This window comes from Salinicoccus sp. RF5 (assembly GCF_020786625.1).
In the GTDB taxonomy this organism is placed as follows: Bacteria; Bacillota; Bacilli; order Staphylococcales; family Salinicoccaceae; genus Salinicoccus.
The window spans coordinates 259391-284296 of record NZ_JAJGRC010000003.1 but is presented as its reverse complement, the minus strand read 5'-3'; the positions used below and the strand labels follow the sequence as shown (position 1 = coordinate 284296).

24 protein-coding genes are annotated in these 24906 nt (G+C 51.6%); 3 read left to right on the top strand and 21 right to left on the bottom strand.

Features of this window, described 5'->3' with window-relative positions; all coding sequences use genetic code 11:
• Positions 1-9 precede the first annotated feature (9 nt).
• The 5 genes from LLU09_RS10645 to LLU09_RS10625 all read right to left on the bottom strand — a co-directional run bounded on the left by LLU09_RS10645 (position 10) and on the right by LLU09_RS10625 (position 5459).
• A complete protein-coding gene (locus LLU09_RS10645; RefSeq protein ID WP_370632505.1) occupies positions 10-288 on the bottom strand; it encodes an N-acetyltransferase in 279 nt (92 codons plus the stop codon).
• A gap of 36 nt (positions 289-324) precedes the next feature.
• On the bottom strand, positions 325-855 hold the full coding sequence (locus tag LLU09_RS10640) for a hypothetical protein (protein WP_228311722.1): 531 nt from the start codon (positions 853-855) through the stop codon (positions 325-327).
• Positions 856-1134: 279 nt separating this feature from the next.
• Positions 1135-2127, bottom strand: coding sequence for a tRNA dihydrouridine synthase (locus LLU09_RS10635; RefSeq protein ID WP_228311721.1), 993 nt, complete (start codon positions 2125-2127; stop codon positions 1135-1137).
• Positions 2128-2311: 184 nt separating this feature from the next.
• Positions 2312-3667, bottom strand: a complete 1356-nt coding sequence (gene rlmD / locus LLU09_RS10630) for a 23S rRNA (uracil(1939)-C(5))-methyltransferase RlmD (protein WP_228311720.1) — start codon at positions 3665-3667, stop codon at positions 2312-2314.
• Positions 3645-5459, bottom strand: a complete 1815-nt coding sequence (locus tag LLU09_RS10625; RefSeq protein WP_228311719.1) for a 5'-nucleotidase C-terminal domain-containing protein — start codon at positions 5457-5459, stop codon at positions 3645-3647. The genes rlmD and LLU09_RS10625 overlap by 23 nt, the downstream gene beginning before the upstream one ends.
• 117 nt (positions 5460-5576) lie before the next feature.
• Between LLU09_RS10625 and LLU09_RS10620 the strand changes: the two genes are divergently transcribed.
• A complete protein-coding gene (locus LLU09_RS10620) occupies positions 5577-6368 on the top strand; it encodes a glucose 1-dehydrogenase (protein ID WP_040106410.1) in 792 nt (263 codons plus the stop codon).
• A 33-nt stretch (positions 6369-6401) separates the two neighbouring features.
• Here LLU09_RS10620 and LLU09_RS10615 read toward each other — a convergent pair whose 3' ends face one another.
• The 4 genes from LLU09_RS10615 to LLU09_RS10600 form a co-directional block, all read right to left on the bottom strand.
• Positions 6402-7067, bottom strand: coding sequence for a hypothetical protein (locus LLU09_RS10615; protein WP_228311718.1), 666 nt, complete (start codon positions 7065-7067; stop codon positions 6402-6404).
• 120 nt (positions 7068-7187) lie between these two features.
• Complete coding sequence (locus LLU09_RS10610; protein WP_228311717.1) at positions 7188-8114, bottom strand: diacylglycerol kinase; 927 nt, start codon at positions 8112-8114, stop codon at positions 7188-7190.
• The gene (locus tag LLU09_RS10605) at positions 8111-8278 is read right to left on the bottom strand and encodes a hypothetical protein (protein WP_228311716.1); all 168 of its coding nucleotides are present in this window, start codon (positions 8276-8278) and stop codon (positions 8111-8113) included. Before LLU09_RS10605 ends, LLU09_RS10610 begins: the two co-directional genes overlap by 4 nt.
• Positions 8271-8777: a GrpB family protein gene (locus LLU09_RS10600; protein ID WP_228311715.1), complete on the bottom strand. Its 507-nt coding sequence runs from the start codon at positions 8775-8777 to the stop codon at positions 8271-8273. The genes LLU09_RS10605 and LLU09_RS10600 overlap by 8 nt, the downstream gene beginning before the upstream one ends.
• A 123-nt stretch (positions 8778-8900) precedes the next feature.
• Here LLU09_RS10600 and LLU09_RS10595 point away from each other — a divergent pair, with 123 nt between their 5' ends.
• Positions 8901-9662, top strand: coding sequence for a hypothetical protein (locus LLU09_RS10595; RefSeq protein WP_228311714.1), 762 nt, complete (start codon positions 8901-8903; stop codon positions 9660-9662).
• A 54-nt stretch (positions 9663-9716) separates the two neighbouring features.
• Here LLU09_RS10595 and gatB read toward each other — a convergent pair whose 3' ends face one another.
• From gatB to gatC, 3 genes are read right to left on the bottom strand one after another with little or no spacing between them, the layout of a single operon-like run.
• Positions 9717-11147 carry an Asp-tRNA(Asn)/Glu-tRNA(Gln) amidotransferase subunit GatB gene (gene gatB / locus LLU09_RS10590; protein ID WP_228311713.1) on the bottom strand — a complete coding sequence of 477 codons (1431 nt, stop codon included), beginning with the start codon at positions 11145-11147 and terminating at the stop codon, positions 9717-9719.
• Entirely contained in the window at positions 11147-12622 is a 1476-nt protein-coding gene (gene gatA, locus LLU09_RS10585) for an Asp-tRNA(Asn)/Glu-tRNA(Gln) amidotransferase subunit GatA (RefSeq protein ID WP_228311712.1), read from the bottom strand. The genes gatB and gatA overlap by 1 nt, the downstream gene beginning before the upstream one ends.
• A gap of 11 nt (positions 12623-12633) precedes the next feature.
• Positions 12634-12924, bottom strand: a complete 291-nt coding sequence (gene gatC / locus LLU09_RS10580; RefSeq protein WP_040106417.1) for an Asp-tRNA(Asn)/Glu-tRNA(Gln) amidotransferase subunit GatC — start codon at positions 12922-12924, stop codon at positions 12634-12636.
• A gap of 307 nt (positions 12925-13231) precedes the next feature.
• On the opposite strand from gatC, the gene putP reads away from it, so the two are divergent.
• Positions 13232-14791, top strand: coding sequence for a sodium/proline symporter PutP (gene putP / locus LLU09_RS10575; RefSeq protein ID WP_228311711.1), 1560 nt, complete (start codon positions 13232-13234; stop codon positions 14789-14791).
• Positions 14792-14838: 47 nt separating this feature from the next.
• Here putP and LLU09_RS10570 read toward each other — a convergent pair whose 3' ends face one another.
• The 9 genes from LLU09_RS10570 to nadE form a co-directional block, all read right to left on the bottom strand.
• Entirely contained in the window at positions 14839-16047 is a 1209-nt protein-coding gene (locus LLU09_RS10570; protein WP_228311710.1) for a CamS family sex pheromone protein, read from the bottom strand.
• Positions 16044-18020: an NAD-dependent DNA ligase LigA gene (ligA, locus tag LLU09_RS10565; RefSeq protein WP_228311709.1), complete on the bottom strand. Its 1977-nt coding sequence runs from the start codon at positions 18018-18020 to the stop codon at positions 16044-16046. The genes LLU09_RS10570 and ligA overlap by 4 nt, the downstream gene beginning before the upstream one ends.
• Before the next feature lie 8 nt (positions 18021-18028).
• Complete coding sequence (gene pcrA / locus LLU09_RS10560; protein ID WP_228311708.1) at positions 18029-20203, bottom strand: DNA helicase PcrA; 2175 nt, start codon at positions 20201-20203, stop codon at positions 18029-18031.
• A gap of 15 nt (positions 20204-20218) precedes the next feature.
• Positions 20219-20887 (bottom strand): heptaprenylglyceryl phosphate synthase, encoded by a 669-nt coding sequence (pcrB, locus tag LLU09_RS10555; RefSeq protein WP_084217772.1) that lies wholly within the window; start codon positions 20885-20887, stop codon positions 20219-20221.
• A 132-nt stretch (positions 20888-21019) separates the two neighbouring features.
• Positions 21020-21706 (bottom strand): M15 family metallopeptidase, encoded by a 687-nt coding sequence (locus tag LLU09_RS10550; RefSeq protein WP_228311707.1) that lies wholly within the window; start codon positions 21704-21706, stop codon positions 21020-21022.
• A 72-nt stretch (positions 21707-21778) separates the two neighbouring features.
• Positions 21779-23074, bottom strand: coding sequence for an adenylosuccinate lyase (purB, locus tag LLU09_RS10545; RefSeq protein ID WP_094907037.1), 1296 nt, complete (start codon positions 23072-23074; stop codon positions 21779-21781).
• Positions 23075-23194: 120 nt separating this feature from the next.
• Positions 23195-23380, bottom strand: coding sequence for an NETI motif-containing protein (locus tag LLU09_RS10540; RefSeq protein ID WP_228311706.1), 186 nt, complete (start codon positions 23378-23380; stop codon positions 23195-23197).
• On the bottom strand, positions 23358-24002 hold the full coding sequence (locus LLU09_RS10535; protein WP_255620887.1) for a DUF2179 domain-containing protein: 645 nt from the start codon (positions 24000-24002) through the stop codon (positions 23358-23360). The genes LLU09_RS10540 and LLU09_RS10535 overlap by 23 nt, the downstream gene beginning before the upstream one ends.
• A gap of 54 nt (positions 24003-24056) precedes the next feature.
• Positions 24057-24902 carry an ammonia-dependent NAD(+) synthetase gene (gene nadE, locus LLU09_RS10530; RefSeq protein ID WP_228311705.1) on the bottom strand — a complete coding sequence of 282 codons (846 nt, stop codon included), beginning with the start codon at positions 24900-24902 and terminating at the stop codon, positions 24057-24059.
• Between the last annotated feature and the right edge of the window lie 4 nt (positions 24903-24906).

Sequence of the window (24906 nt, the reverse complement as noted above, 5' to 3'; positions counted from 1 at the left end):
GCTTCCATATCACAGCACTTTCACCAGCCGGATCATATCCCGGCACCATATGCCGTTTTCATGGATCTTCCCTTCGTATTTGTCCGTGAAGAAGTCCTTTACGACACTATAAATCCTGAAACCGCATTTCTGATACAGCGCCAATTGTCCGATGCCTGAATTGCCGGTACCGATGTGAAGCTCACGCCACCCCTTGGCACGATGGCGGTCAACCGCATCCTGGAGCAGCCTCCTCAGACGGATCCGCCAAAAGCAGCAGTGCCATGGGCGGCGCTTCGCCCGGTGCAATCTTCCGTATCCTCATCTAATCCTCCGTCCTGGCCGTCAGCTGAATTCCTTGCTACTGACCTTCTTTACGAGTCTGCAGAATGCTTCCCATTCTTCGGGAAACATGTTGCTCCCGCTCTTATAGAGATTCCGTCCGCTTTTGTGGACGACGATCTCCCACTGCGTGCCGTCCAGTATATACGGATCATGATAGTCCCGCTTCCAGTTCAGGAGATTCACCGCTTTCAACTCATCTCTTATCCTCTCCATCTCTGACGATTCGAACCTTGCATAATGGATTTCCATCGGCGTGAGGAGCCCATGCTCCCACTTCACAAGATTCCTTTCAAAATTGATGGTCACTTTCGTATCACCGCTGAAATAGCTGCCTACCGTTGCTTCGAGCACTTTAATGCGCCTATATGAATAATCGATGGAGTCCTCTTTCGTCCATTCATTTCCACAGCTGTTGCAGCGATAGTCGGGCATCCGCGATTTTTGATATGACGCATAATGGGCATCCGCCCTTAAAATGCGCCGGGTCTCCCGTGCTTCACATTCCGGACATTGATAGTAATTGATCGCCATAGTATCATCCTTATCAATATATATTCTTCTTCATTCTAAAGTTTTTCCGTAATGTGCCACTTTACCGCGTTATGATAAGTCGGCCGTCTTTTACAATATAAACACCTGTCATTTTATTTACATTTTACCACATTTCCAGCACTTACGAGAGCCTACTACCGAATAATCGAACTTTATGGCACACCAGACATTGATCAATCACCTAGAATGCAAAAAAGACTCAAGACAGATGCCCTGAGTCTTCCGGTAATCATTCATTCTAATGTCTACAGCACATCATCACGAGTGCTGTGTCTCCATCTCTTCTTCCGACAGGTTCTGCGCGAACTGGTCGATCAGTGCACGCGCCTCATCCGTCTCCTTCGTCTGCATCAGTGCGTTCCGGAGGGCACTCGCACCCCGGAAGCCTTTGACGTATATCTTGAAGAAGCGGTGGAGCGCTGTATATTTACGGAGGCCGAGATGCGCATATTCGTCATGCAGATCGAGATGCAACCTCAGAAGATTGAGGAGTTCCCGGCTGGTGTGGACTTTTGGTTCCTTCTCAAAAGCGAACGGATTCTTGAAGATGCCGCGGCCGATCATGACACCATCAATACCATACTTCTCGGCAAGTGCCATGCCCGTCTCATAATCCGGTATATCTCCATTGATCGTCAGCAGCGTCTCCGGAGCGATTTCATCCCTCAGCTGCTTGATTTCAGGAATCAGTTCCCAGTGTGCATCGTATTTGCTCATTTCCTTGCGTGTACGCAGATGGATCGACAGGTTCGCAATATCCTGCTCCAGCACATGCTTGAGCCATGTCTTCCATTCATCAATCTCCGTATAGCCGAGGCGCGTCTTCACACTGACCGGCAGTCCGCCGGCCTTCGCCGCCTCGATGAGGTCGGCCGCCACTTCGGGACGCTGGATGAGTCCGCTGCCCTTGCCGTCTCCAGCGACGTTCGGGACAGGACATCCCATATTGAGGTCGATGCCCTTGAATCCCGCTTCAGCCATACCGATGCTCATTTCGCGGAAATGTTCAGGCTTATCCCCCCATATGTGGGCCACGAGCGGCTGTTCATCTTCCGTGAAGGTCAGACGGCCCTGTACACTCTGTCTGCCCTTCGGATGGCAGTAGCTGTCCGAATTCGTGAACTCCGTGAAGAACACATCAGGACGTGCCGCTTCCGCCACTACATGACGGAAGACCACATCCGTCACTTCCTCCATCGGCGCCAACACGAAGAACGGACGGGGCAGTTCCTTCCAAAAATTATCTTTCATATCAAAATTCAATCCCTCTCATTACGGTATATCTCATCAATTATTCATCATCTTATAAGAACATAAGTAATTTTACTCTCTTAAGCTTTCCATATCAAGAGTTGAATCTTCCGAAAAAAAACTGGAGACGGGAAGGAGTACTTCCCCGCATCCAGGATCTATATGGAATATTTTCAGGCAGATGTTACTGCTTCTCCAACATAACCACACTCTCGACATGATTCGTCTGCGGGAACATGTCGACAGGTGTGACGGGGCTGATGTCATAGCCTTCTGAGTTCAGATACTTCAAATCACGCTGCAGTGTGCTCGGGTTGCAGGAGACATAGATGATTTTCTCGGGCTTCACTTCGACGAGCGACTCCAGGAATTCTGGGTGGCACCCTTTTCTCGGCGGGTCGACGAAGACGACATCGGGATTGACGCCCTCGCTGACGAGCTTCTTCATGACCTGCTCGGATTTGCCAAGGTGGTACTCCGCATTGTCCACACCGTTGAGCTTCGCATTCTCCTTCGCGTCTTCGACTGCGGACTGGACGACTTCGATGCCGATGATCTTCTTGGCACTGTCGGATGCGCACAGACCAATCGTGCCGATGCCGCAGTACGTATCGATGATGGTTTCATCACCCTTGAGGTCGGCGAGTTCGATGGCCTTCCGGTACAGTTTCTCCGTCTGGGCATGGTTGACCTGATAGAAGGATTTCGCGCGGATGCGGAAGTCTTTGCCGAGCAGTGTGTCGGTGATATAGTCTTTGCCGCGAAGTGTGATCGTCTTGTCCCCAAAAATGACATTCGTCTTCTGGTCATTGATGTTCTGGACGACACTGGTGACCATCGGGAAGGCTTCGATCATCTCATTGATGATATTGGAGAAGATGTTCTTCTTGCCGTTGGTGACGAAGGCCACCTGCACTTCACTGTCATCGTGGTTCGAACGGATGACGACGTGGCGGATGAGCCCCTGATGCAGTGCTTCGTCATATACGGATACGTGCTCCCGGTTGAACTGCTCCTTGATGAAAAGCATCAGTTTGTTGTGGATGTCCTTCTGGATGAGGCAGTATTCGATATCTACGATGTTGTGGCTGCGCGGGCGGTAGAATCCCATCTCGATCCTGCCATCCTTGAACTGGACCGGAATCTGAGATTTGTTGCGGTAGTTGAATGGGTTCTCCATCGCCATGACATCCATAGTCTCGCGGTCGAGCCTGCCCATGCGGTTGATGCTGTTATCCACGGTCCCCTTCTTGAATGCCTGCTGCTCTTCGTAGTTCAGCGGCTGAATCTGACAGCCACCGCATTCATAGTAGTACGGGCATGGCGGGGTGATGCGGTTTGCGGCGGGAGCGAGCAGCTTCTCGCTTTTCCCGAAGCCGAATTTCTGGTTTACCTTCAGCACCTTGAACTCTATCTCCTCCCCCTTCAGTACATTGGGGATGAAGATCGGATAGCCGTCCACTTTGACGACGCCCTGCCCTTCATGTGTATAGTCTTCAACGGTTGCGGTCAAATAGTCATTCTTCTTGACTGGGGTCATGTCCTTCCTCCTTGGTCAGATCGATTTCGTACCAGCTGAATCCGTCCCCGATTGTCTCCAGGTGGCGCATATTGCTGTCTTTTCCTATATATTCCTGCGCCTTCGTGGCGGTCTTCATTCTGTATTTTCCCCCGGGAATGATGGTCATCGGATTCTTATATTCAAAATCGGGGCCTGTCCCCATATACTCTGTCACGATATCCCGCACGCTGTTCTGCGATTCATGCACGACCTCCGCCTTTCTGAGGAATGCAGTATAGGCGGCCCTGTAGTTGTTCGCGGGCACGATGAAGCAGTCATCGGGCTGGACAGGTTTTCCATTATACATCATTTCGACGACCCGTTCCGTATCATTGAGCTTTTTTGCCGTTCCACTGTACCTTGGCGGCTGTGAAATGTCGAATGTATACTCGAGGTCGAAGAATGTATCGAAGTTATAGCTCGGAAAGCCGTTCTTTGAACTGTTCGGCTTGAGCAGATCATTATCCTCCCCGGGCACGTTGAACTGGGAAGCGCTCCACTCCAGCCACTCCTTCAGTATGCTGCCGTCGACCTTTATGAGGACCATCGTATTGGTGTGCTTGTAGAGGTCGATGGCTGAGGACAGGGTGATCTCCCCCGCTTCGATCACAGTGAAGTCATGGGCTCCGTCCCGCCCTGCCTTGGTTGCTGCATTGAAGCCGAGCACCGGCAATGTTTCGACCTCACCCCTGTCCATGAGTTCCAATGCATATTTTCTGCCCGCTTCTGCGACCACCTGCACCGCCTTCGAGGGCACTACCCTGGAAAAATAGGTATGCCACGTCTCTTCTATATGGCCGATCGGCTGCGACAAATAATCGAGTACCTGCTGGTGCTCCGGCAGATAGCGTGATTTGAGCGATTCGTCCATCTGGATCGCATGGGACTCGATGAGGTTCGCATCCGCGGATTTGATGCGCCACCCTGCTTCATATTCAAGGTCGAATGTGAGCTGCCCGAGGTGGCTTGCAGAGACGCCGGGCTGCACCATCGGCTTGCCGTTGACCGCACCCCGCCTGAAGTCGATGTTATCCACCTCGAGTTCAAAATCGGGGTCCGGGAAGAACTCGTGGGTATGGCCGAATACGATGCCGTCTATATCCTGGATCATGGTCATGAGGAATGTCTGGTTCTCACCATAGCTTCTGATATGCTCCGGATCCTTGCTCATGCCGGAATGGGACAGCAGTATGATGATGTCGGCGCCCGCCCCCTTCATCTCCCGTGCGGTCGCCTCCACAGTCAGACGCATATCCTCGACATCCACCCTGCCCTCAAGATGGAAGGCATCCCACTTCATGATCTGGGTGGGGACGACACTGAGGAAACCTATCTTCAATGGCCCTTCGGATGTCTCCTTCTCCAAAATCACATAGGGTTTGATGCAGTCCTTCAATGGATGATCCCTGAAGTCCACATTCGCATTGATGATGTCAGCCTCCACCTGCTTGCAGGTAGTAAGAAGGTAATCCAGGCCGAAGTTGAATTCATGATTGCCGATCCCGACGGCATCATAGACTTCATTGATCATCCTTGGTGCGAACAGCGCTCCCCCTCCGCTGTGCCTATAGTCATAATCGCTCCAGACATCCCCCTGCAGGATGTCCCCGTTATCCACCGTCAGAACGATATCGTCAGGGTGGGCCTTCCCATATCTTCTGATGTGGGAGTACAGATGGAGCAGGCTGGATGATTTATCCACCCCTTCAAAATAGTCGTACGGATAGAGTGCGCCATGTATGTCTGTCGTTGCAAATATCGTCAGTCTCATAAGCCACCTCTGATTCATTGGTTCATTCCATTATATCAAATGCGCCCGTCCTTTAGGCTTGAAGCGGAAAATTTCGGGTATACATAGTAAAGAAAATAGAATGGGAGTGGTGAATCTATGTATGAAGATCTGAAAGGAAAAACAGCCCTTGTGACAGGCGGGTCAAGCGGTATCGGTAAGGCGATTGTGAAAAGATATCATGAAGAGGGCATGAATGTAATGTTTACTTATCACAGCGGAGACGATGAAGCGAACGAAATCGTCGATGAACTGAATGATGGGAGCGGCGCATCCGTCGCCACGATGAAGTGTGATGTGACAGAGGAACAGGAAGTCGTCGATGCAGTAAGACAGACGATCGAAAAGTTCGGGGGCCTCGATGTCATGGTCAACAATGCCGGCATCCAGAAGGATGTACCAAGTCACGAGCTCTCGGTCGACGAGTTCGACAAGGTCATCAATACGAACCTCCGCGGCACATTCATCGGGGCCCGCGAGGCATTGAAGCATTACCTCGATACGGATAAGAAGGGCAGCATCATCAATATCTCAAGCGTCCATGAGATCATCCCCTGGCCGCACTACGCCCACTACACTGCAAGCAAGGGCGGCGTGAAGCTGTTGACGCAGTCCCTTGCCCTCGAGTATTCAGGCCTTGGCATAAGGGTAAACAATATCGCTCCCGGCAGTGTAAATACACCGATCAATGAAGAGTTCTTCTCCACACCGGAAGAGAAGGAAGGTGCAGACGACTTCGTACCGATGGGCTATGTTGCAGAGCCTGAGCATATCTCGAACATCGCAGCCTTCATGGCTTCGGAACAGTCCGTCTATATTACGGGCCAGACCATCGTAGCCGATGGCGGTCTGAGCCTCTATCCTTCCCACAAGAACCCGGAATACGATTGATAATGGAAAAAGCTGAATGGTCCATTGGACCATTCAGCTTTCTTTTTCTGCTTCCTTGCGCTCTTCTCTTTCTTCCTTCGCCTTTTCCCTTGCCCGTTCCTTCTTCTCTTCCTCTTCCTTGCGCTCCTGCTTCTCCTCTTCCACTTCTTCTTCCAGTTCCTGCATCTCTTCCTGATACTCCTGCTCCACTTCGGACGTGGACGGCAGGAACGGTTCCTTATTATGGTCGGTACGTTTGCCATAGCGGAGCATCTCATAGATCAGCAGCCCGTTGTTCGGCATACCGTTTACGGTCTTCATCGGTACGGCATCAAACAGGACGAAGTAGAATATATAGAAGATGAACCGGTTCCAGAAGGTCGCCTGATCCTCCATGAACCCATTCGCAAGCAGTGCATTGATGGTGAGGCCAAGTATCGCATTGACCAGGATTGGACTCGCATAGACCATGACATAGGCGAACCTGCTCTGGTTCTTCAATTCATCGTACGAGAACCAGCTGTACAGGTGATAATGCCTGCGGACATCCAGTATTCCTATCTTGAACAGCCGGGGACCGGAACCGAGTGTAAGCCGGCTGTTGGTCGCACCGAAGATGAAGCCGGCCACCACATATCCTGTTTCTCTGAGTACGACGACGACAGGCAATATGATGAATGCGGAAATGATGAGTGATATCAAGTCGGGTATGCCAAACATGAAATGGACCTCTCTTTATAAGACATTGAGTATTTTAGAAGTGCAATGCACTTGGCATATCCTTTACCCACTCCTCCCGGAAAAAACCGGATGTAATGGAATGGTAAACGGAATGAAATATTATTGTCCCTCTTTCTCCGCCACTATATATTCCTCGTAGAAGGACGCCGGCACCCGGACTTCCAGATGTTCCTTCAAGTTGATGAAGTGGGCGGGGAGGACGCCTCCGAATTCCCCATCCAGGTTGAGATGGACTTCTTCGAACGAGGAGATGTCCACTTCCTCAGCTTTGAAGAAATGGACTTTTGGATGCTTCAGATGCTCCCCCCGTGTGGCCAGGGTCATGATGTGCCCGATTTCTGCAAGGCCCGCCTCTTCGACGATGATCAGGGTGAACTTGCCGTCGTTCAGCCGTGCATCCGGCACAAGCTTTTCGAAGCCGCCGATGGAATTCGTCAGTCCGAGCATGAACAGCATCACTTTGCCTTCAAAGACATTGTCGTCATACTCTATCTTGACATTGGTGCTCCTTATCTTCGGCAGCATCTCTATCCCCTTTACATAGTATGCCAGGGGACCGATGATGGATTTCAATTTGCTCGGCGCTTCATAGGAGACTTCAGTGATCTTCCCTCCGCCTGCAATATTTATGAAATATTTGCTGTTCATGCGGCCGATGTCGATGCGTGCGGACCGTCCAGTGACAATCATCTCCACAGCTTCGTCTATCGTTGGTGGGATATGCAGCGCCTTGGCAAAGTCATTCACCGTCCCCATCGGTATGATGCCGAGTGCCGGCCTTTCATCATACGCCGCCATACCGTTGACCACTTCATTCACCGTACCATCGCCGCCAGCTGCAACAATCAGATCGAATCCCAGATCGCACGCTTTTGCTGCAGCCTGTGTGGCATCCCCGGCACATGTCGTCGCATGTGTACTTGTTATGTAGCCGCCGACCTCCAGGCGCTCCAACACTTCTGCCAGGGATTCCTTGAACGCTTCGCGTCCGGAAGTCGGGTTATAGATAATTCTCGCAGTCTTCATTTCCTTCTCCTATTTTTGTGTTTTGTATATGCGTAGAACAGATAGACGCTCAGCAGAAAAACGACAACCTGGAACGTCCTGAGCAGTGCAGAATACCCGGTCGTGGAGACGATGATCATCACCGCGATGAGCACACAGTTCAGGATGAAGAGGAATCTATACAATGTCCATGTCCCCCTGCTGTTCCATGATGGTACTATACAGCTCTGCTTTTTTCAGTTCATACCTCTTCTGATCCAGCTTCTGGTCCAGATAGGCCTTCTTGATCTTTCGGAACTGCTCGATATACCTGTCGTCCCCATTGAGGCAGTCCCTGCAGTAGAGTATTTCATCCTTCCTTTCCGATTCATGGTGCATCAGGATGAAATTCACCTCGAAATCCTCCAGGGTATCACGCAAAACGACCTCTTCAATGTAGTCGGTGGGGAGGCCGCTCACCTTGTCGTACCCCTCCTGGATCATTCCGTTCGCCAGCATATTTATATTTTCTTCATACTTCATCAGTAAAAGGACATCGACAGCTCCCGGGAGGCCCATCTTCGGGAGGCTGGTGGAACCGACATGGTGGATTTCCTTCACACTCGTCCTGAAATGGTTCAGGATCTCCAGTGATGCCTGGATATAGCATTCCGACGCCTTCTCATAAATAGTAGTGGTATTCATCTATAATCATCCTAAATGTGTCATTCATTAAAAGTTTTGTGTATACTATATTTGAAAAAATTTAATTTTCAACATTATATCATATTTGAAGTATAGTATGTGTATACATTAAAGGAGGACATCATGAAGAAAGCACTGATGATTATACTTCTCGTCATCTTCGGCATCGGCATATACATGAATTTCGGCATGGGAAAGAGCGTCGAAGAGGCCACCATCAAAGAAGCACCTGCCTCAACGGCATCCGCAGAACCGCCATCCGAAGAAGAACCTGATGAAGAAGAGGCTCCCCAGGAGGAGCCTGAAACTGCTGAAGCCACCAATGAAGAAGATATGCGTCCATTCAATCAGGAAGCGCTGAACGGAATCCATGAAGAGGCGGTGGCAGAGGATGAACCCGTCATCATCGATGTCGTCATCCCCTCATACTACACCGAAGACTTCGTCGATCTCCTGACGCAGCAATTCGGCAAGAACCGCATAGAATTCAACCGGGTCGACCTCGATGCCGCCTCTCCAGAGCTTGAAACGCTCACAGTCAACGAAAACAGCGATGGGGTCATCATCGATGCCCTGCAGATCATGGACTATAACCAGGAGGCCCTGCCAGATCGTGCGGTGGAGCGTCTTGAGGATGCATACATGAAGCTCTATGATGCGGGCAAAGTCGTATATCTGCTTGGAAACCCCAATGTCCACCAGCACGAGAACCTCGCACAGGTACTGGAAGCGGACGCGGAACATTTTCCGGAGCATGACTACTACTACATCGACAACCAGGACATCACCGTTGAAGATGCATACTATGACTACGATTCCGGGACGCTGACCGGGCCGGTGGAAACGCGCATCGCACAGAATATCCATGAATATATGATCGAATAGAAAAAACCTTGGGTGCATGCACCCAAGGTTTTTTCAATGTGCCGAATGAATCGTCTATCTCTTGTCGATCTCTTCCAGCAGTATCTGGTTGACCATCTTCGGATTCGCCTGGCCTTTTGATTTCTTCATGATCTGGCCGACAAGGAAGCCGATTGCACGGTCCTTGCCGTTCTTGAAGTCTTCGATCGACTGCGGATTGGCATCCACTACTTCCGTCACCATGCCGGTAAGGACTGCCGGATCGGAAATCTGTTCCATGCCGAGGTCCTTGACGACCTTCTTCGCATCCCCGCCTTTTTCCACAAGTACATTGAAGACCTTCTTCGCCTGTTTGCTTGAGATGGTGCCGTCCTCGATCAGCTTGATCATGTCGGACAGGTTCTCCGGCGTAAGCGCCGTCTCACCGAGTTCGACCTGCTGCTTGTTGAGGTATTCATTCACGCCGCCCATCAGCCAGTTGGAGGCGAGCTTCACGTCTGCTTGATGGGACTCCACCATTTCATTGAAGAAGTCCGAAGTCTCCTTCTTGAGTGTGAGTACGTGGGCATCATATGCCGGAAGTCCGTATTCATCCACATACTTTTCTTTGAGGGCATCAGGCAGGAGCGGGATGCTTTCGCGGATCCTGTCCTTCCACTCCTGGTCGATATGGATTTCCACAAGGTCCGGTTCCGGGAAGTATCTGTAGTCGTCCGATCCTTCCTTGACGCGCATGAGGACCGTGTCCCCGCTCTTCTCATCGAAGCGGCGGGTCTCCTGGGCGATCTCCCCGCCCTTCATCAGCACTTTTTCCTGGCGCTTCTCTTCGAATTCCAGACCTTTCCTGACATAGTTGAAGGAATTCAGGTTCTTCAATTCAGCCTTCGTGCCGAATTCCTCCTGGCCATACGGTCTCAGGGAGATGTTGGCATCACAGCGGAGTGAGCCCTCCTCCATCTTGCAGTCGGAAACGCCTGTATACTGGATGATCGCCTTCAGCTTCTCGAGATAGGCATACGCCTCCTCAGGCGTCCTGATGTCCGGCTCGGAGACGATTTCGACAAGCGGCGTCCCCTGACGGTTCAGGTCGACCAGTGAATGGTCTTCCTTATGCGTCGATTTGCCAGCATCTTCCTCAAGGTGCAGACGGGTGATGCCAATGCGCCGCGTCTCCCCGCCGACTTCGATTTCGATCCAGCCGTTCTCTCCGATCGGCTGGTCGAATTGTGAAATCTGATATGCTTTCGGGTTGTCCGGATAGAAATAGTTCTTCCTGTCGAATTTCGTCACGTCTGCAATATCCATATTGAGGGCCATGGCCGCCTTCATGCCGAAGTTGACAGCTTCCTTGTTCGGTACAGGCAGCGTGCCCGGATAGGCGAGGTCAATGACGCTCAAGTTCGTGTTCGGCTCGGCACCAAAGTGTGCAGGTGCATCCGAGAACATTTTGGTGTTTGTTTTAAGTTCAACGTGGACTTCCAGTCCAATGACCGTTTCAAAATGCATTATTGCACCTCCAGTTGCAGCGACTTCAGTTCTTCGTGGAGATTGAACTGCTCTTCGAATTTCAATGCCGCATTGTATATTTTCTTCTCATCAAAGTGGTTGCCGATGAGCTGCAGCCCGATTGGACGGCCGGATGTGCTCAGGCCACTCGGGATGGAGAGGGCCGGCATCCCTGTCAAGTTCGCTGGAATGGTCAGGATATCATCCTTGTACATCTCCAGCTGATCGTCGGACTTCTCTCCGAGGTCGTATGCAGGTGTCGGCGTCGTCGGGCCGATGATTAGATCATATTCATTGAAGAGATCCTTCATCTCACGCTCGATGACGCCGCGCAGCTTCTGGGCACGGATGTAGTGCTGGTCATAGTGGCCGGCACTGAGCACGAATGTTCCGAGGAGTATGCGGCGTTTGACCTCTTCGCCGAACCCTTCTGCACGTGTCTTCTTATAGTGCTCCTCAAGCGTCTTCGTACCTTCAGCCTTGTAGCCGTAGCGTATGCCGTCAAAGCGGGCAAGGTTTGAGCTCGCTTCACTGGAGGCGATCAGGTAGTATGCACTGACCACATATTTGGTGTGGGGAATGGATACTTCCTCCACTGTCGCACCGAGGGATTCGAATGTTTCGGCAGCCTTTCTGACGGATGCCTCCACTTCTTCGCTGATGCCTTCCCCGATGAACTCCTTCGGAAGGGCGATCTTCATGCCGGATAGATCCTTGTCTATGCCCTCCAGGAAGTTGTTGTCCATACCTGGTTTGCTTGTCGCATCCTTATTGTGGGAACCTGAAATCAGTTCAAGGACCTTTGCGTTGTCCCTGACATTCCTTGTGATCGGACCGATCTGATCAAGTGATGACGCGAATGCCACGAGGCCGTACCTGGACACACGTCCGTATGTCGGCTTCATGCCCACCACACCACAGAAGGCTGCAGGCTGACGGACCGAACCACCCGTATCGGAGCCGAGGGAGAATGGAACGAAACCAGCCGCCACTGCTGCTGCAGAGCCGCCTGAAGAGCCGCCTGGAACAGCTTTGATGTCCCATGGATTGCGCGTCTCCTTGAAGTAGGAGTTCTCCGTGGAGCCGCCCATGGCGAACTCGTCCATATTCTGCTTGCCCATCATGACTGCATTCGCATCATTGAGCTTCTCCATGACCGTCGCGTCATATACCGGAATGAAGTCCTCCAGCATACGGCTCGCGCATGTCGTCAGTACATCCTTGGTGCAGATGTTGTCTTTGATGCCCATCGGAATGCCGAACAGCGGCCCCTCCATCCTATCTTCCGCCTGAAGCTGGTCGAGTGCCTCAGCCTGTTTCATCGCCTCTTCTTTATTGACAAACAAAAAAGAACCGATTGTCTCATCAGACGCTTCGATTCTATCGAATAGCGCACCCACTACTTCAGAAGGTTTGATCTCTTTGGATTGTATCTTTTCATACAGTGTTTCCACTGTCATTTCATGAATGTTCACACTAGCCCTCCTTATAACATTTTCGGCACTTTGAAGTGGCCGTCTTTTGTAGATTTCGCATTGCTCATCGCTTCTTCCTGCGATAAAGGTTCACTTGGAACATCTTCACGCATGACGTTGGTCAGATCCAACGCGTGGAACATCGGCTCCGTCTCACTCAGATCCACTTCATCGAGAAGGTGGGCGTAGTCCACAATCTTGTCCAATTCCTTCGTGAAAGCTTCTGCTGCTTTCTCATCCTGTATTTCGATACGTGCCAGATTCGCCACGTGTTTTACCGTATCCAGATTAATCTCAGACATCCTGTTCCCTCCATTTCTAATAAAGAACATATAAATTTTATCAAACATTCCTTCAAAAATCTATTCCATCCGCCTTTTTACTCTTTCTTACTGTAAAAATGGAAATATAGTGTAAAATTGTTTTCTTTATTTTCTAAATATTCATTGTAATGCCTGACCAGTATAGTATAATTAAACCGTGTAAATTTATACCCGGAAAATCCCTTTCATATCAGGGGTTCCGCGCATTTTTGCGGTATATTTTCACGAAACCAATTTGCAATGCAAGACCAGGTTTTGTATTGTGTCTAAGGGGAGGAGATTAAAAATGATACTGAATTCAGCACAATTTACATTCACGGCTGGATGGCAGGAGTACATAATGATGGCATTGTACTTCATCGTTCTGATCATCATCGGACTCTATGCCTATAAGCAATCCACATCAGACCTAAGTGGATACATGCTTGGCGGCCGTAACATCGGCCCTTGGGTCACTGCACTATCCGCAGGTGCATCGGATATGAGTGGCTGGATGCTCATGGGTCTGCCGGGCAGCATGTACAGCGTCGGCCTGTCCAGCATCTGGATCGCCATCGGTCTCACAATCGGTGCATACATCAACTATTGGGTGGTGGCACCAAGACTGCGTGTCTACTCGGAGGTTTCCGAAGACTCCATCACACTGCCGGACTTCTTCGAGAACCGCTTTAAAGATGACAAACATATTCTGAAAATCGTTTCCGGTCTCGTTATAGTAATATTCTTTGCGGTCTACACGGCAAGCGGCATGGTATCCGGCGGTAAGCTTTTCCAAAGTGCATTTGATGTGCCCTACCACTGGGGACTTTTCGTCACAGCAGCTGTCGTGGTCATCTATACATTCGTCGGGGGATATCTGGCAGTCAGTCTGACCGACTTCTTCCAGGGGACGATCATGTTCATCGCAATCGTCCTGATTCCGATCGTTGCATGGATGAACCTTACAGGACAGGGAGTCGAACCTTTCGTCAGGATAGAGGACCTCGGTGCAGCTGCGGATGTCAACTATCTGTCATTCATCAGCGGTGTATCGATCATCACCATCCTGAGCAACCTGGCATGGGGCTTCGGCTACTTTGGACAGCCGCACATCATCGTGCGCTTCATGTCCATTAGATCCCATAAGATCATTCCGAAAGCCCGTCGGATCGGCATCACTTGGATGTCCATCGCACTCGTCGGTGCGTGTCTGACAGGTCTGCTCGGGATCGCATTCACGGATGCCACAGCGAATGACGTGGCAGACCCTGAGACGATCCTCATCCTCATGAGCCAGGTGCTCTTCCATCCGCTTATCGGTGGATTCTTCCTGGCAGCGATTCTTGCAGCAATCATGAGTACGATTTCTTCACAGCTTCTCGTTACATCCAGTTCACTGGTTCAGGATTTCTACAAGATCATGAGACGCAAAACGGTCGATAAGGAGACGAAATCGAAAGAGGAGCTCGACAAGCACTTCGTGCTTCTTGGACGCCTTTCCGTCGTACTCGTCGCCATCGTTGCAATCATCATTGCATGGGATGATGAATCCGTCATCCTCAACATCGTCGCCAATGCCTGGGCAGGGTTCGGTGCAGCATTCGGACCGCTCGTCGTCCTTTCACTCCATTGGAAAGGCCTGACACGGGCAGGTGCAGTTGCAGCCATCATCGGTGGTGCCGCAACTGTCATCATCTGGATCGCAGCGGGCACATTCGGTACCGGCCTCTACGAAATCATCCCTGGTGTCATCGTATCCACACTTGCAGCAATCATTGTAAGTAAGATGACCCAAGGTACAGGCATCTCCAAAGAGATGGAAGCCGAATTCGATGAAACGACGAACATCCTTAAACAGAGCAAGTAGGATACACGAAAAGGAGCACCCGCACGGGGTGCTCCTTTTTTGTTCTTCTATTCGTATATGTGCACGTTGATGTTCTCTTGCTCATCCTTGGTGATCAGCGCATAGGACTGGTTTTTGTCTTTAATCGAAACCTCGACTTCCGTACTCCTGAAATGCTCTGCAACGAGACCCCTTACATACTGCGTCAGGCCGATGATTTCACCGCGGCTGCTGTATTCCACCGGAATCTCTATAGTCAGCTGCTCAAGCGCCCCATCGACAAAGTACCCATGGCCGATGGAGGTCGTGAAGCTGTCGAAGTATGATTCCAGCTTCCTGTTGAAGTTCTGATACTCGCTGTTTATTTCTTCGCTGACGGCACTGGCATCGGAAGAAGGCAGGAGGACATAGTTCTCATTGACCTCTTCGAAGCTTGAAATCTCATCTGCGCCTCCCTCCACCACTGCAGTGGAGACGAAATTTCCGGGTGTGATGGACGTATCTGTGGACTGGATGAAGATGCCGAAAACGATCTTCATTTCCTTGTAGTCTTCATTGGCACGCAAACGCTCAAGAATTTCCTCAGCCATCTGCTCCCCTTCCTGCCTGACCGTCTCTGCATCGAGTTCCCTTGTGAAGGTCGGCCCATACTGCTCTTTCTGATAATGGTATTCACTGTTCATCGCCAACCCGATCGTCATGCCTCCGAACTCAAGATCCTCCCCATCTTCTGAAGGAATCATATAATTTTGCTCCAATATATGGGAGAGGTAGAGGGGGGCTTTCTGAGCGATGGCTTCAGGGTCTGTTTCCCCTTCGGCAGAAGGGTTGAGGCCAAGATTGCTGAATGCATTGTTCTGTGCCTTCTCCTCTTCAGACATCCCTTCGATCTCTTCCATCGTGTAGCTGCGCCCGAGGTAGCCGCGGATCATCTCCTCGGTGAACACCTGACCTTCGCGGAAGACGTATTCATCCGGGCTGAATGAGCCTTTGCTCAACTCGAAGAGTCCCTTTTCAAATGCTTCGATGTTGTAGTTCGATACCATATTGGAGCTGGTGAGCCCACGGGATGGTGAAAGTTCGTATGGGATGACGGTACGGTAATATCCCGCTTCATCATTCGAAGTCACCGTCTCCTCCTGCTCCTCCACCGGGGCCGTGTTCATTTCCTGCTCGCGCTCCCCCTCATCCTCGTTCTGCTGCACCGCTTCCTCTGAGCTGCATGCCGCCAGAAGGGACATCATAAGCAACAGTGGCAATATATATTTCTTCATCATGACCGTGGCCCCATCTTCTCTATGAATTCCTGTTCGTTCCAGACCGTCACGCCAAGGGATTGTGCCTTTTCAAGTTTGCTTCCGGCATCCTCCCCCGCAACGACCACATCCGTTTTACTGGAGACGCTGCCGGTCACCTTTCCACCAGCATCCTCTATCATCGACTTGGCTTCATTCCTTGTCAGCTCTGCAAGTTTCCCCGTCAGGACGAATGTCATTCCCTCAAGTGCGCCACTTGATGCTTCCTGGACTTCCTCCGTCATATTCACGCCATACCGCGCCAATTTGTCTATCAGTTCCCTGAAGTCCGGATGTGCGGTATATGTCACGATGGAGTCGGCGATCTTCTCACCGATTTCAGGAATTTCTATGAAGCGTTCCTTCGGCTGTTCCATGATTGCCTCCATGGAACCGAATTCCCGGGCGATGAGTTCAGACGCCTTCGTTCCCAGGAATCTGATGCCGAGTCCCACCAGCAGCTTCCTGAGGGGATTCTCCTTGGAAGCTTCGATTGCTGAAAGCAGATTTTCGATTTTCTTGTCCCCCATCCTCTCCAGTGGAATGAGGTCGTCGTATGTCAGGGCATATATATCCCCGACATCTTTTATGAGTCCGGCATCGAACAGCTGGCGTACCACTTTTTCACCAAGCCCATCGATGTTCATGGCACTTCTTGAGACGAAGTGGATCATGCCCTCGACAAGCTGTGCCGGACATCCCGGATTGATGCAGCGGATCGCCACCTCATCTTCGAGCTTGACCGTAGCATGTCCGCATCCCGGGCACTTGGTCGGTGCTTCGTATATTTCCTGGTTCGTCCTTTCCTCAAGTATCGGGCGGACGACCTCCGGTATGATATCCCCGGCCTTACGGATCACAACCTTATCATTGATGCGGATGTCCTTCTCCTCTATCAGTTCATGATTGTGCAGGGATGCTCTTGCCACAGTCGTTCCGGCCACCTTTACCGGCTTCAGTATGGCAGTCGGAGTGATGGCCCCTGTACGGCCGACAGTCAATTCGATGTCGATCAGATCAGTGACCACTTCTTCGGCAGGAAACTTGTAGGCGATCGCCCACCTCGGCGATTTCGCAGTATAGCCCATCTCCTCCTGGCCGCTGAAGGCATTCACCTTGATGACGATCCCGTCGATGTCATATTCAAGGTCATTGCGGTGGTTCTCCCAGTATTCTATGTACTCGAGGACTTCATCGATGCTGCCGACAAGTCTTCTTTCCCTGTTCGTCCTGAAGCCTTCCGCATCCAATTCATCCAGCGCCTCGCTCTGCGTCTCCGCTTCGAGCTCCGTCAGATCATTCACGCTGTAGAGGAAGATCGACAGGTTCCGCTTGGCGGCAAGCTTCGGATCAAGCTGTCGTAGCGAGCCTGCTGCCGCATTCCTTGGATTCTGGAACGGCGTATCACCATTCTTCTCCTTTTCTTCATTGAGCTTCTCGAAAGAGGATTTCGGCATGTATGCCTCGCCCCGTACTTCAAAGGAGAGTGGACGATCCAGGGTCAGCGGAATCGCACGGATGGTCCGGAGGTTTGCGGTGATATTCTCACCGATGGTCCCGTCCCCCCGCGTCGTGCCCTGGACGAAGCGTCCCGACTCATATTTCAATGAAACGGCCAGGCCGTCTATCTTCAGTTCGCACATATATTCGACATCACCGACGGCTTCCCGGACACGTTTGTCGAATGCCCTCAATTCCTCTTCATTGAAGGCATTGCCGAGACTGAGCATCGGTGTGTCATGCGCCACCTTTTCAAAGCGGCTGAGCACCTCGCCGCCCACCCTTACAGTGGGGGAAGTGTCCGATTTGAATTCAGGATACTGCTCCTCCAGGGCGATGAGCTCGTGCAGCAAACGGTCATATTCGCTGTCGGGGATGGTCGGGTCATCGAGCACATGATATTCATAGTTATAGCGGTTCAGCTTATTCTGCAGTGCTTTGATTTTCTCTTCCATTGATCCACCTACTCCTTCTTTTCAATCGGCGCAAAATTGGCAAGTAGCCGCTTGACACCGACTTTGGTGAAGATGATGTCCAGTTCCTGGCTGTCACCCTCGCCCTTGATCGCCGAGATGATGCCATCTCCAAATTTCTTGTGTTCCACCTTGTCTCCGATGGAGAAGCTGACGCCGCTGTTGTTCGTCACTACACGGCTCCTCTTCGGCGCCTGCTTCTTCCGTGCACTGCCCGAACTGCTGGAGAAGAAGTCCTGCGCTGCGGCACCATCGCCGCCTTCCACCAATGTCTCCGGAATTTCAGCCAGGAATCGGCTCTGCATGTTCGCCTCCGTCTTCCCGTAGATCATGCGGCTGTTGGCCCGCGAAAGGAACAACTGATCCTCTGCCCGGGTCAGCGCCACGTACATCAGGCGCCGCTCCTCCTCCAGTTCCTTGTCATCATAGGCGACACGCCTTGATGGGAAGATGCCCTCCTCTAGACCGACGATGAAGACGATCTTGAACTCGAGCCCTTTTGAGGCATGCATCGTCATGAGTGTCACCCCGCTGTCATCTTCGACGCCGTCCTGGTCGGACACAAGTGCCATATCGCTCAGGAAGGTGAAAAGCAGTTCATCGGAGATTTCATTGTCCCTGTCGAATTCACTTGTGACCGTCTTGAACTCCTCAAGGTTCTCGATGCGGCTTCTCGACTCGATCGTCTTCTCCGCCTCAAGCATCTCCATATAGCCGGTCGTCTTCAGCACTTCGTCCACAAGTTCCGTGATCGTGATGAACCTGGACTTCTGCTGGAGCTTCTCGAGCAGGTCCACAAGTCCCATCAGCTTGACGACGGCCGTCTTCGGGATGCCGATGAAGTCGGATTCCTTGATCGCCTCGAAAATGCTGATGCCGGTATTCTGACCATGCGCCTTCAGCTTATCCACCGTCTTCGGTCCAAGGCCCCGCTTCGGCGTATTGATGATGCGTTCGAAGCTGATGTCATCATTCGGGTTCAGGATGACCTTCAGATAGCTCATGAGATCCTTGATCTCCTTACGGTCGTAGAACTTGATGCCGCCGACCATCTTGTATGCGATGTTCGATTTGACGAGCGTATCCTCTATTGCCCGCGACTGGGCATTCGTCCGATACAGTATCGCCATGTCGCTGTAGCTGTACTTCCCTGAGAGGTCCAGTATGTTCCGGACGACCTCCTCGGCCTCCCCCCGCTCGGAATCGGCGACGAGATTTTTGAGTTTCGGTCCACCGTCACGATCGGTGCGCAGCGCCTTCGGCTTGCGCTCCGTATTGTTCTCGATTACGGCATTTGCCGCATCGAGGATGTTCTTGCTGGAGCGGTAGTTCTGCTCCAGTTTGATGACGACCGCTTCCGGATAGTCGTCCTCGAAGTTGAGGATGTTCGTGATGTCCGCTCCCCTGAACTTGTAGATGGACTGGTCGGAATCCCCGACCACGCATATATTGCGGTATTTCGCCGCAAGTTGGCTGATCAGGCGATACTGCGCATGGTTCGTATCCTGATATTCATCGACATGGATGTACTGGAAACGGTTCTGGTAGTACTCGAGCACCTTCGGCTCCTTGTCGAACAGTTCGATCGTCAGCATGATCAGATCATCGAAGTCCAGGGCGCTGTTGCGGTAGAGGATCTGCTGGTAGTCATGGTAGATTTCGCTGTAGAGCGTATCCGGATAGGCCGCCGCCTCCCTGATGCTCTCTTCGGGACGGATCAGTTGGTTCTTCTTGTCCGAAATGAAACCGATGATGCTCCTTGGGTTATGCTGCTTTATATCCAGGTTGCGCCGCTTCAATATATCCTTGACGACGGATTTCTGGTCCGTCGGGTCGAGGATGGAAAAGCTGTTTTCATAACCCAGATGGTTTATGTTGCTCCGCAGTATCCGCACACACATGGAGTGGAAGGTGGAGATCCACATATGCTCCGCGCCTTCCGACACCAGTGCACCGACACGGTCCTTCATCTCCCTTGCCGCCTTGTTGGTGAATGTGATGGCCAGGATGTTCCTCGCCGGCACCTCCTTCTCACCGAGCAGGTAGGCGACACGGTGCGTCAGCACCCGCGTCTTCCCACTACCTGCCCCTGCCATGATGAGCAGCGGCCCCTCGGTCGTCTGGATGGCCTTCTTCTGTTCTTTATTCATCAAACTTAGATCCATTATAAAAACTCCAATTTATTTAATGATTGTCCTGAGTGCCTTCTTCGGACTGTCGTATATGACATTCCCCACGACGATGGTGCCGGCGTACTGTGACATCTCCGCGGCTTCCTCCCGTGAAGAGATCCCGCCGCCATAGATGATATGGGAGCGGCCGGCATTTTCGCGCACGGCATTCATGATCTCCGCATCCCCGTAGGTGCCACTGTATTCAATATATATATACTCTGTCTGATAGAGCTTGTCCATCATATTGATGTAGTGCGGAAGCATCTCGGGCGTCACATGCTTCCCTTCCGCCTTTTTGAATGCCTTGCATTCCGGATTCATGATGATGTACGGCAGGAGGGAAATCTCATCATAGTCGAGCAGGTGCCCATATTCCGCCAGTGCCTCGAGCATCAGCCCGTGCTGCCACTTCATGTCTCCCGTGTTGAAGACCGCCGGTATGAAATAATGGTCGAATCCGGGTACAACCGCTTCAGTCGATGTCACTTCGAGCGCCACCGGCACAGAGAAGCGCCGCACGCGCGCCATCAGGTTCAGCACGTTGTCCTCCGTGATGCCGTCCGTGCCGCCGATGATGACGGCATCTGTATCCGACTCGCAGATCCGTGTCAGATCCTCGTCACTGATTTCCTTTGCAGGATCCAGCTTGAATACATGTTTGCAATCTTTAAGCATATATAAAACTCCCATCAGAATTCATAAGGATATTATAGCATTTTTAGCATGCTACTGTTTTATTATATACGGGATTTCAGAAACTCTTCAAAAGCAAAAATGACCCGCCCGGCTGATGCCGGTCAGGTCATTCTAATCGATGCCCAGATATTCCTCAAGGGACAGTCCGCTTTCGTATATCGCTTCCGCTTCGTCACCTATATACCTGAGGTGCCACGGCTCATACTGATATCCCGTGATATGCTCCTTGCCTTCAGGGTAGCGGACGATGAAACCATACTCGTGGGCCACATCCTTCATCCATTCATATTCCGGCGTATCACCGAACTCGACGGTCAGGTTGGAGGCACTGTCGGTGGAGCCGACATCGACAGCGAGGCCGGTCTGGTGCTCCGAGTGCCCGGGTCTCGCACTGTACTGGTCGGCCGCTTCCTGTCCGTCACGGGCGACATAGTTGTTGTACAGCTGCTCCTGATACTGGTAGGTCCTGAAATCGCTGACCAATACGAAGTCGAGGCCGCGTTCCGCTCCGTCACGGAACATCTGCTGATAGGCCTCTATGACTTCCGGCTGGAGTCCCGGATTATAGTCGGACGGCAGCGGTATCTCCTTATTGGCGACCAGGATGTCATCGACATAGGTGACACCATCGATGACCTCGATGTCCGGGAGTGCTTCGAGCTCACCCACTTCAGCTGTGGCATAGTCTTTTTCGAAGGTGTCATGCGCCTGTGTCTCGGCTTCATCCAGGGTGATGCCGCACCCGGCTACAGCAAGAACCAGCACAGGCAGCAGACCTGATTTCACACTTTTGTACATTGAACCGCTCCTTCAGCATTCGGTAGATTCATCTTATCACATTCCCGTCTGCTGTTTTAAGGATAAATGCACCTATTCCAGCCCTGCCCTCTGGAAGATGATGTCCACGCGCTTCAAGTGGTGGTTTTCATCGAAGCATTCCTCAAGCTCCTCTGGAGTCAGCAGTTCCCTGATTCGTGCATCATCCTGCACCAGTTCCCTGAACGGTACTTTCGTCTCCCATGATTCCATCGCCTTCGGCTGGACGAGGTCATATGCCTCTTCACGTACAAGCCCCTTGTCGATCAGCGTGAGCATGACGCGCTGGGAGTACACGAGGCCGAAAGTCTTGTCGATGTTCGCCTTCATGTTGTCCTCGAACACTGTGAGGTTTTTGATGATGTTTGTAAACCGGCTCAGCATGTAGTCGAGTCCGATCGTCACATCCGGCAGCATGATCCGCTCGGCGGAAGAGTGTGAGATGTCCCGTTCATGCCAGAGCGGTACGTTTTCGTAGGCGGTTGTGATGTAGCCGCGGATGACACGGGAGAGGCCCGTCACATTTTCACTGCCGATCGGATTGCGCTTATGCGGCATGGCACTGGAGCCCTTCTGCCCTTTGCCGAATGCCTCTTCCACTTCCCGCGTCTCGGTCTTCTGCAGTCCGCGCACTTCCACCGCAAACTTCTCGATCGAGGTTGCAATCAGGCCGAGTGTCGCTATGTAGTAGGCATGGCGGTCACGCTGCAATGTCTGTGTGGACACTTCTGCAGTATCGAGCCCGAGGTGTTCGCATACATAGGCCTCCACTTCCGGCGGGATGTTCGCGAAGGTGCCGACCGCACCGCTCATCTTGCCGACCTCTATCTCCTTCCTGACATTCCTGAAACGCTCGAGATTGCGCTTCATCTCCGTATACCACAGCGCCATCTTGATGCCGAAGGTCGTCGGTTCCGCATGGACACCGTGCGTACGTCCCATCATCAATGTCGTCTTATGCTCCCTTGCCTTATCGCCGAGCACTTCAATGAATTTCTCAAGATCTTCTTCAATCAGTGCATTCGCCTGCTTGATGAGATAGCTCTGGGCTGTATCCACGACATCGGTCGAAGTCAGGCCGTAATGCACCCATTTCCTTTCTTCGCCGAGCGTCTCCGACACCTGGCGTGTAAATGCCACGACATCATGGCGCGTCTCCGCTTCGATTTCCTTGATGCGGTCCACGTCGATCCGGGCATTCCTGCGGATTTCCTGCACTTCATCCTTTGGTATGTAACCGAGTTCCGCCCATGCTTCAGATGCGAGGATCTCCACTTCCAGCCATGCTCTGAACCTATTTTCTTCCGTCCATATCTTTGACATTTCCTCACGGGAATAACGAGAAATCATGCATACACGCTCCTTAGTTTTATTTCCTCTCCATTATAACAAAACATATCAAAAAACGAACATTTTTTTGATATAAAATAAAAATGTTCGAAAAAATAGACGGATAATTAATATATCCGTCTATTTTTCAATCTTTTTTCCTTCAAATACAATTTCCTGATGGTCGACGATGCGTCTGCCATCCTTCTCGATGAATACTGGGCGCTCCACGCGGCGGACCGGCTGATACCCTTCTTCCCGCATCCGCGCAAGGCATCCCTCCAGGGGTTCACCCTCTTCGACTTTAAATTTTTTCTTTTTCGGCATCTTTATCACTTTCCGATTCTCCTGCTTCGGAAATCTCCTCCAATACTTCTTCTACGTTTTCAGGCTCATAGTTTCTGAGTCGCCTGCGTCTGACGCCCTTCGTCCAGAAACCGCCATTGATGTTCTTCGGCTCGTGCGTGATGATGAACGCCCGTTCATCGAGTTCCTTGATCGTTGCGATGAGCTTCCGTTCATATTTCCTCGGCGTAAGTATCTGCAGGGTCATCCGCTCACCATCACGTCCATATTGATAGCCATGGGTGACACCATAGCCCAGATCCCTGAGGTTCTTCGGAAGATCCTTGTCTATTTCGGATGTGATCACGTTGACGACCAGGTAGCCGAGCGCGAGCTTCTCTTCAATCTTCATGCCGACCAGTATGCCCGCCCCGAAACCGAGGGCATAGGCGACGACATTCTGGAACTGGTCGAGGTTCTCAAGTACCAGACCCAATCCGATTACGTACACAAAGGTTTCCAGGATGCTGAATATTGCTGCTGTATAACGGTACCCCTTGAGTGTAGAGATGGTACGCATCGTCAGGAAACTTACATAGATGATGTTGATGACGAAGATGACCAGTACCATCAGCCACGGGTCTTGTGATATGGCTGTTATCATTCAATTCTACCTTTCTTTCTGCTTGAATATGCCTCTCCTGCCCCACAGGAAGAGCTACTCCTCCTGCTTCTCTCCATAGGCAGGCTTGTTGTAGCGGTGGTAAGGGAGGTCCCGCTTGTGCTGGGTCTTCTTGAACCATCCGATGATGGTCTCATAGTCCTTATCCGAGACTTCCCGGCCTTCCAGGAAGTCGTCGATCGCATTGTAGCTGACACCGAGCGCCTCTTCATCGCTGAGCATCGGCTTGTCATCCTCAAGGTCGGCCGTCGGCACCTTATTGGCCAGGTGCTCAGGGGCCTCAAGATATTCCAGGAGCATCTTGCCCTGACGTTTGTTCAGGCCGAACAGCGGAACAAGGTCGGCCGCCCCATCGCCGAATTTCGTATAGAAGCCTGTGATGGCTTCGGCTGGATGGTCCGTTCCGAGCACGACACCATCGGACACGGCCGCCACTGCATAATGGGCCTTCATCCGTTCACGGGCCTTTTCGTTGCCTTCCAGGAAGTCCGTCAGTTCATATCCGGCTTCCTTCAATGAAGCGATGCTCTGATCCACATTGGGCTGGATGTCGATCGTTGCGGAAACAGTCGGCTGGATGTATTGGACCGCATCGATGGCATCCTGCTCGTCATTCTGCTTGCCGTACGGCAGGCGCAACGCATGGAATTCATAGCCGCCCCCTTCGACTTCCTCGTTGAGTTCATCGACCGTCATCTGGGCAAGTTTTCCGAGCAGGGTCGAATCCTGGCCGCCTGAAATGCCGAGGACGAATGATTTGATGAATGTATAGTTCTTTACATAGTCCTTCATGAAATCGATGATCTCCCTTACTTCCGTTTCAGGATCGATTTCCGGTTTTACATTGAACTGTTCAACAATCTCTTTCTGTAAAGGTCTCATTTCT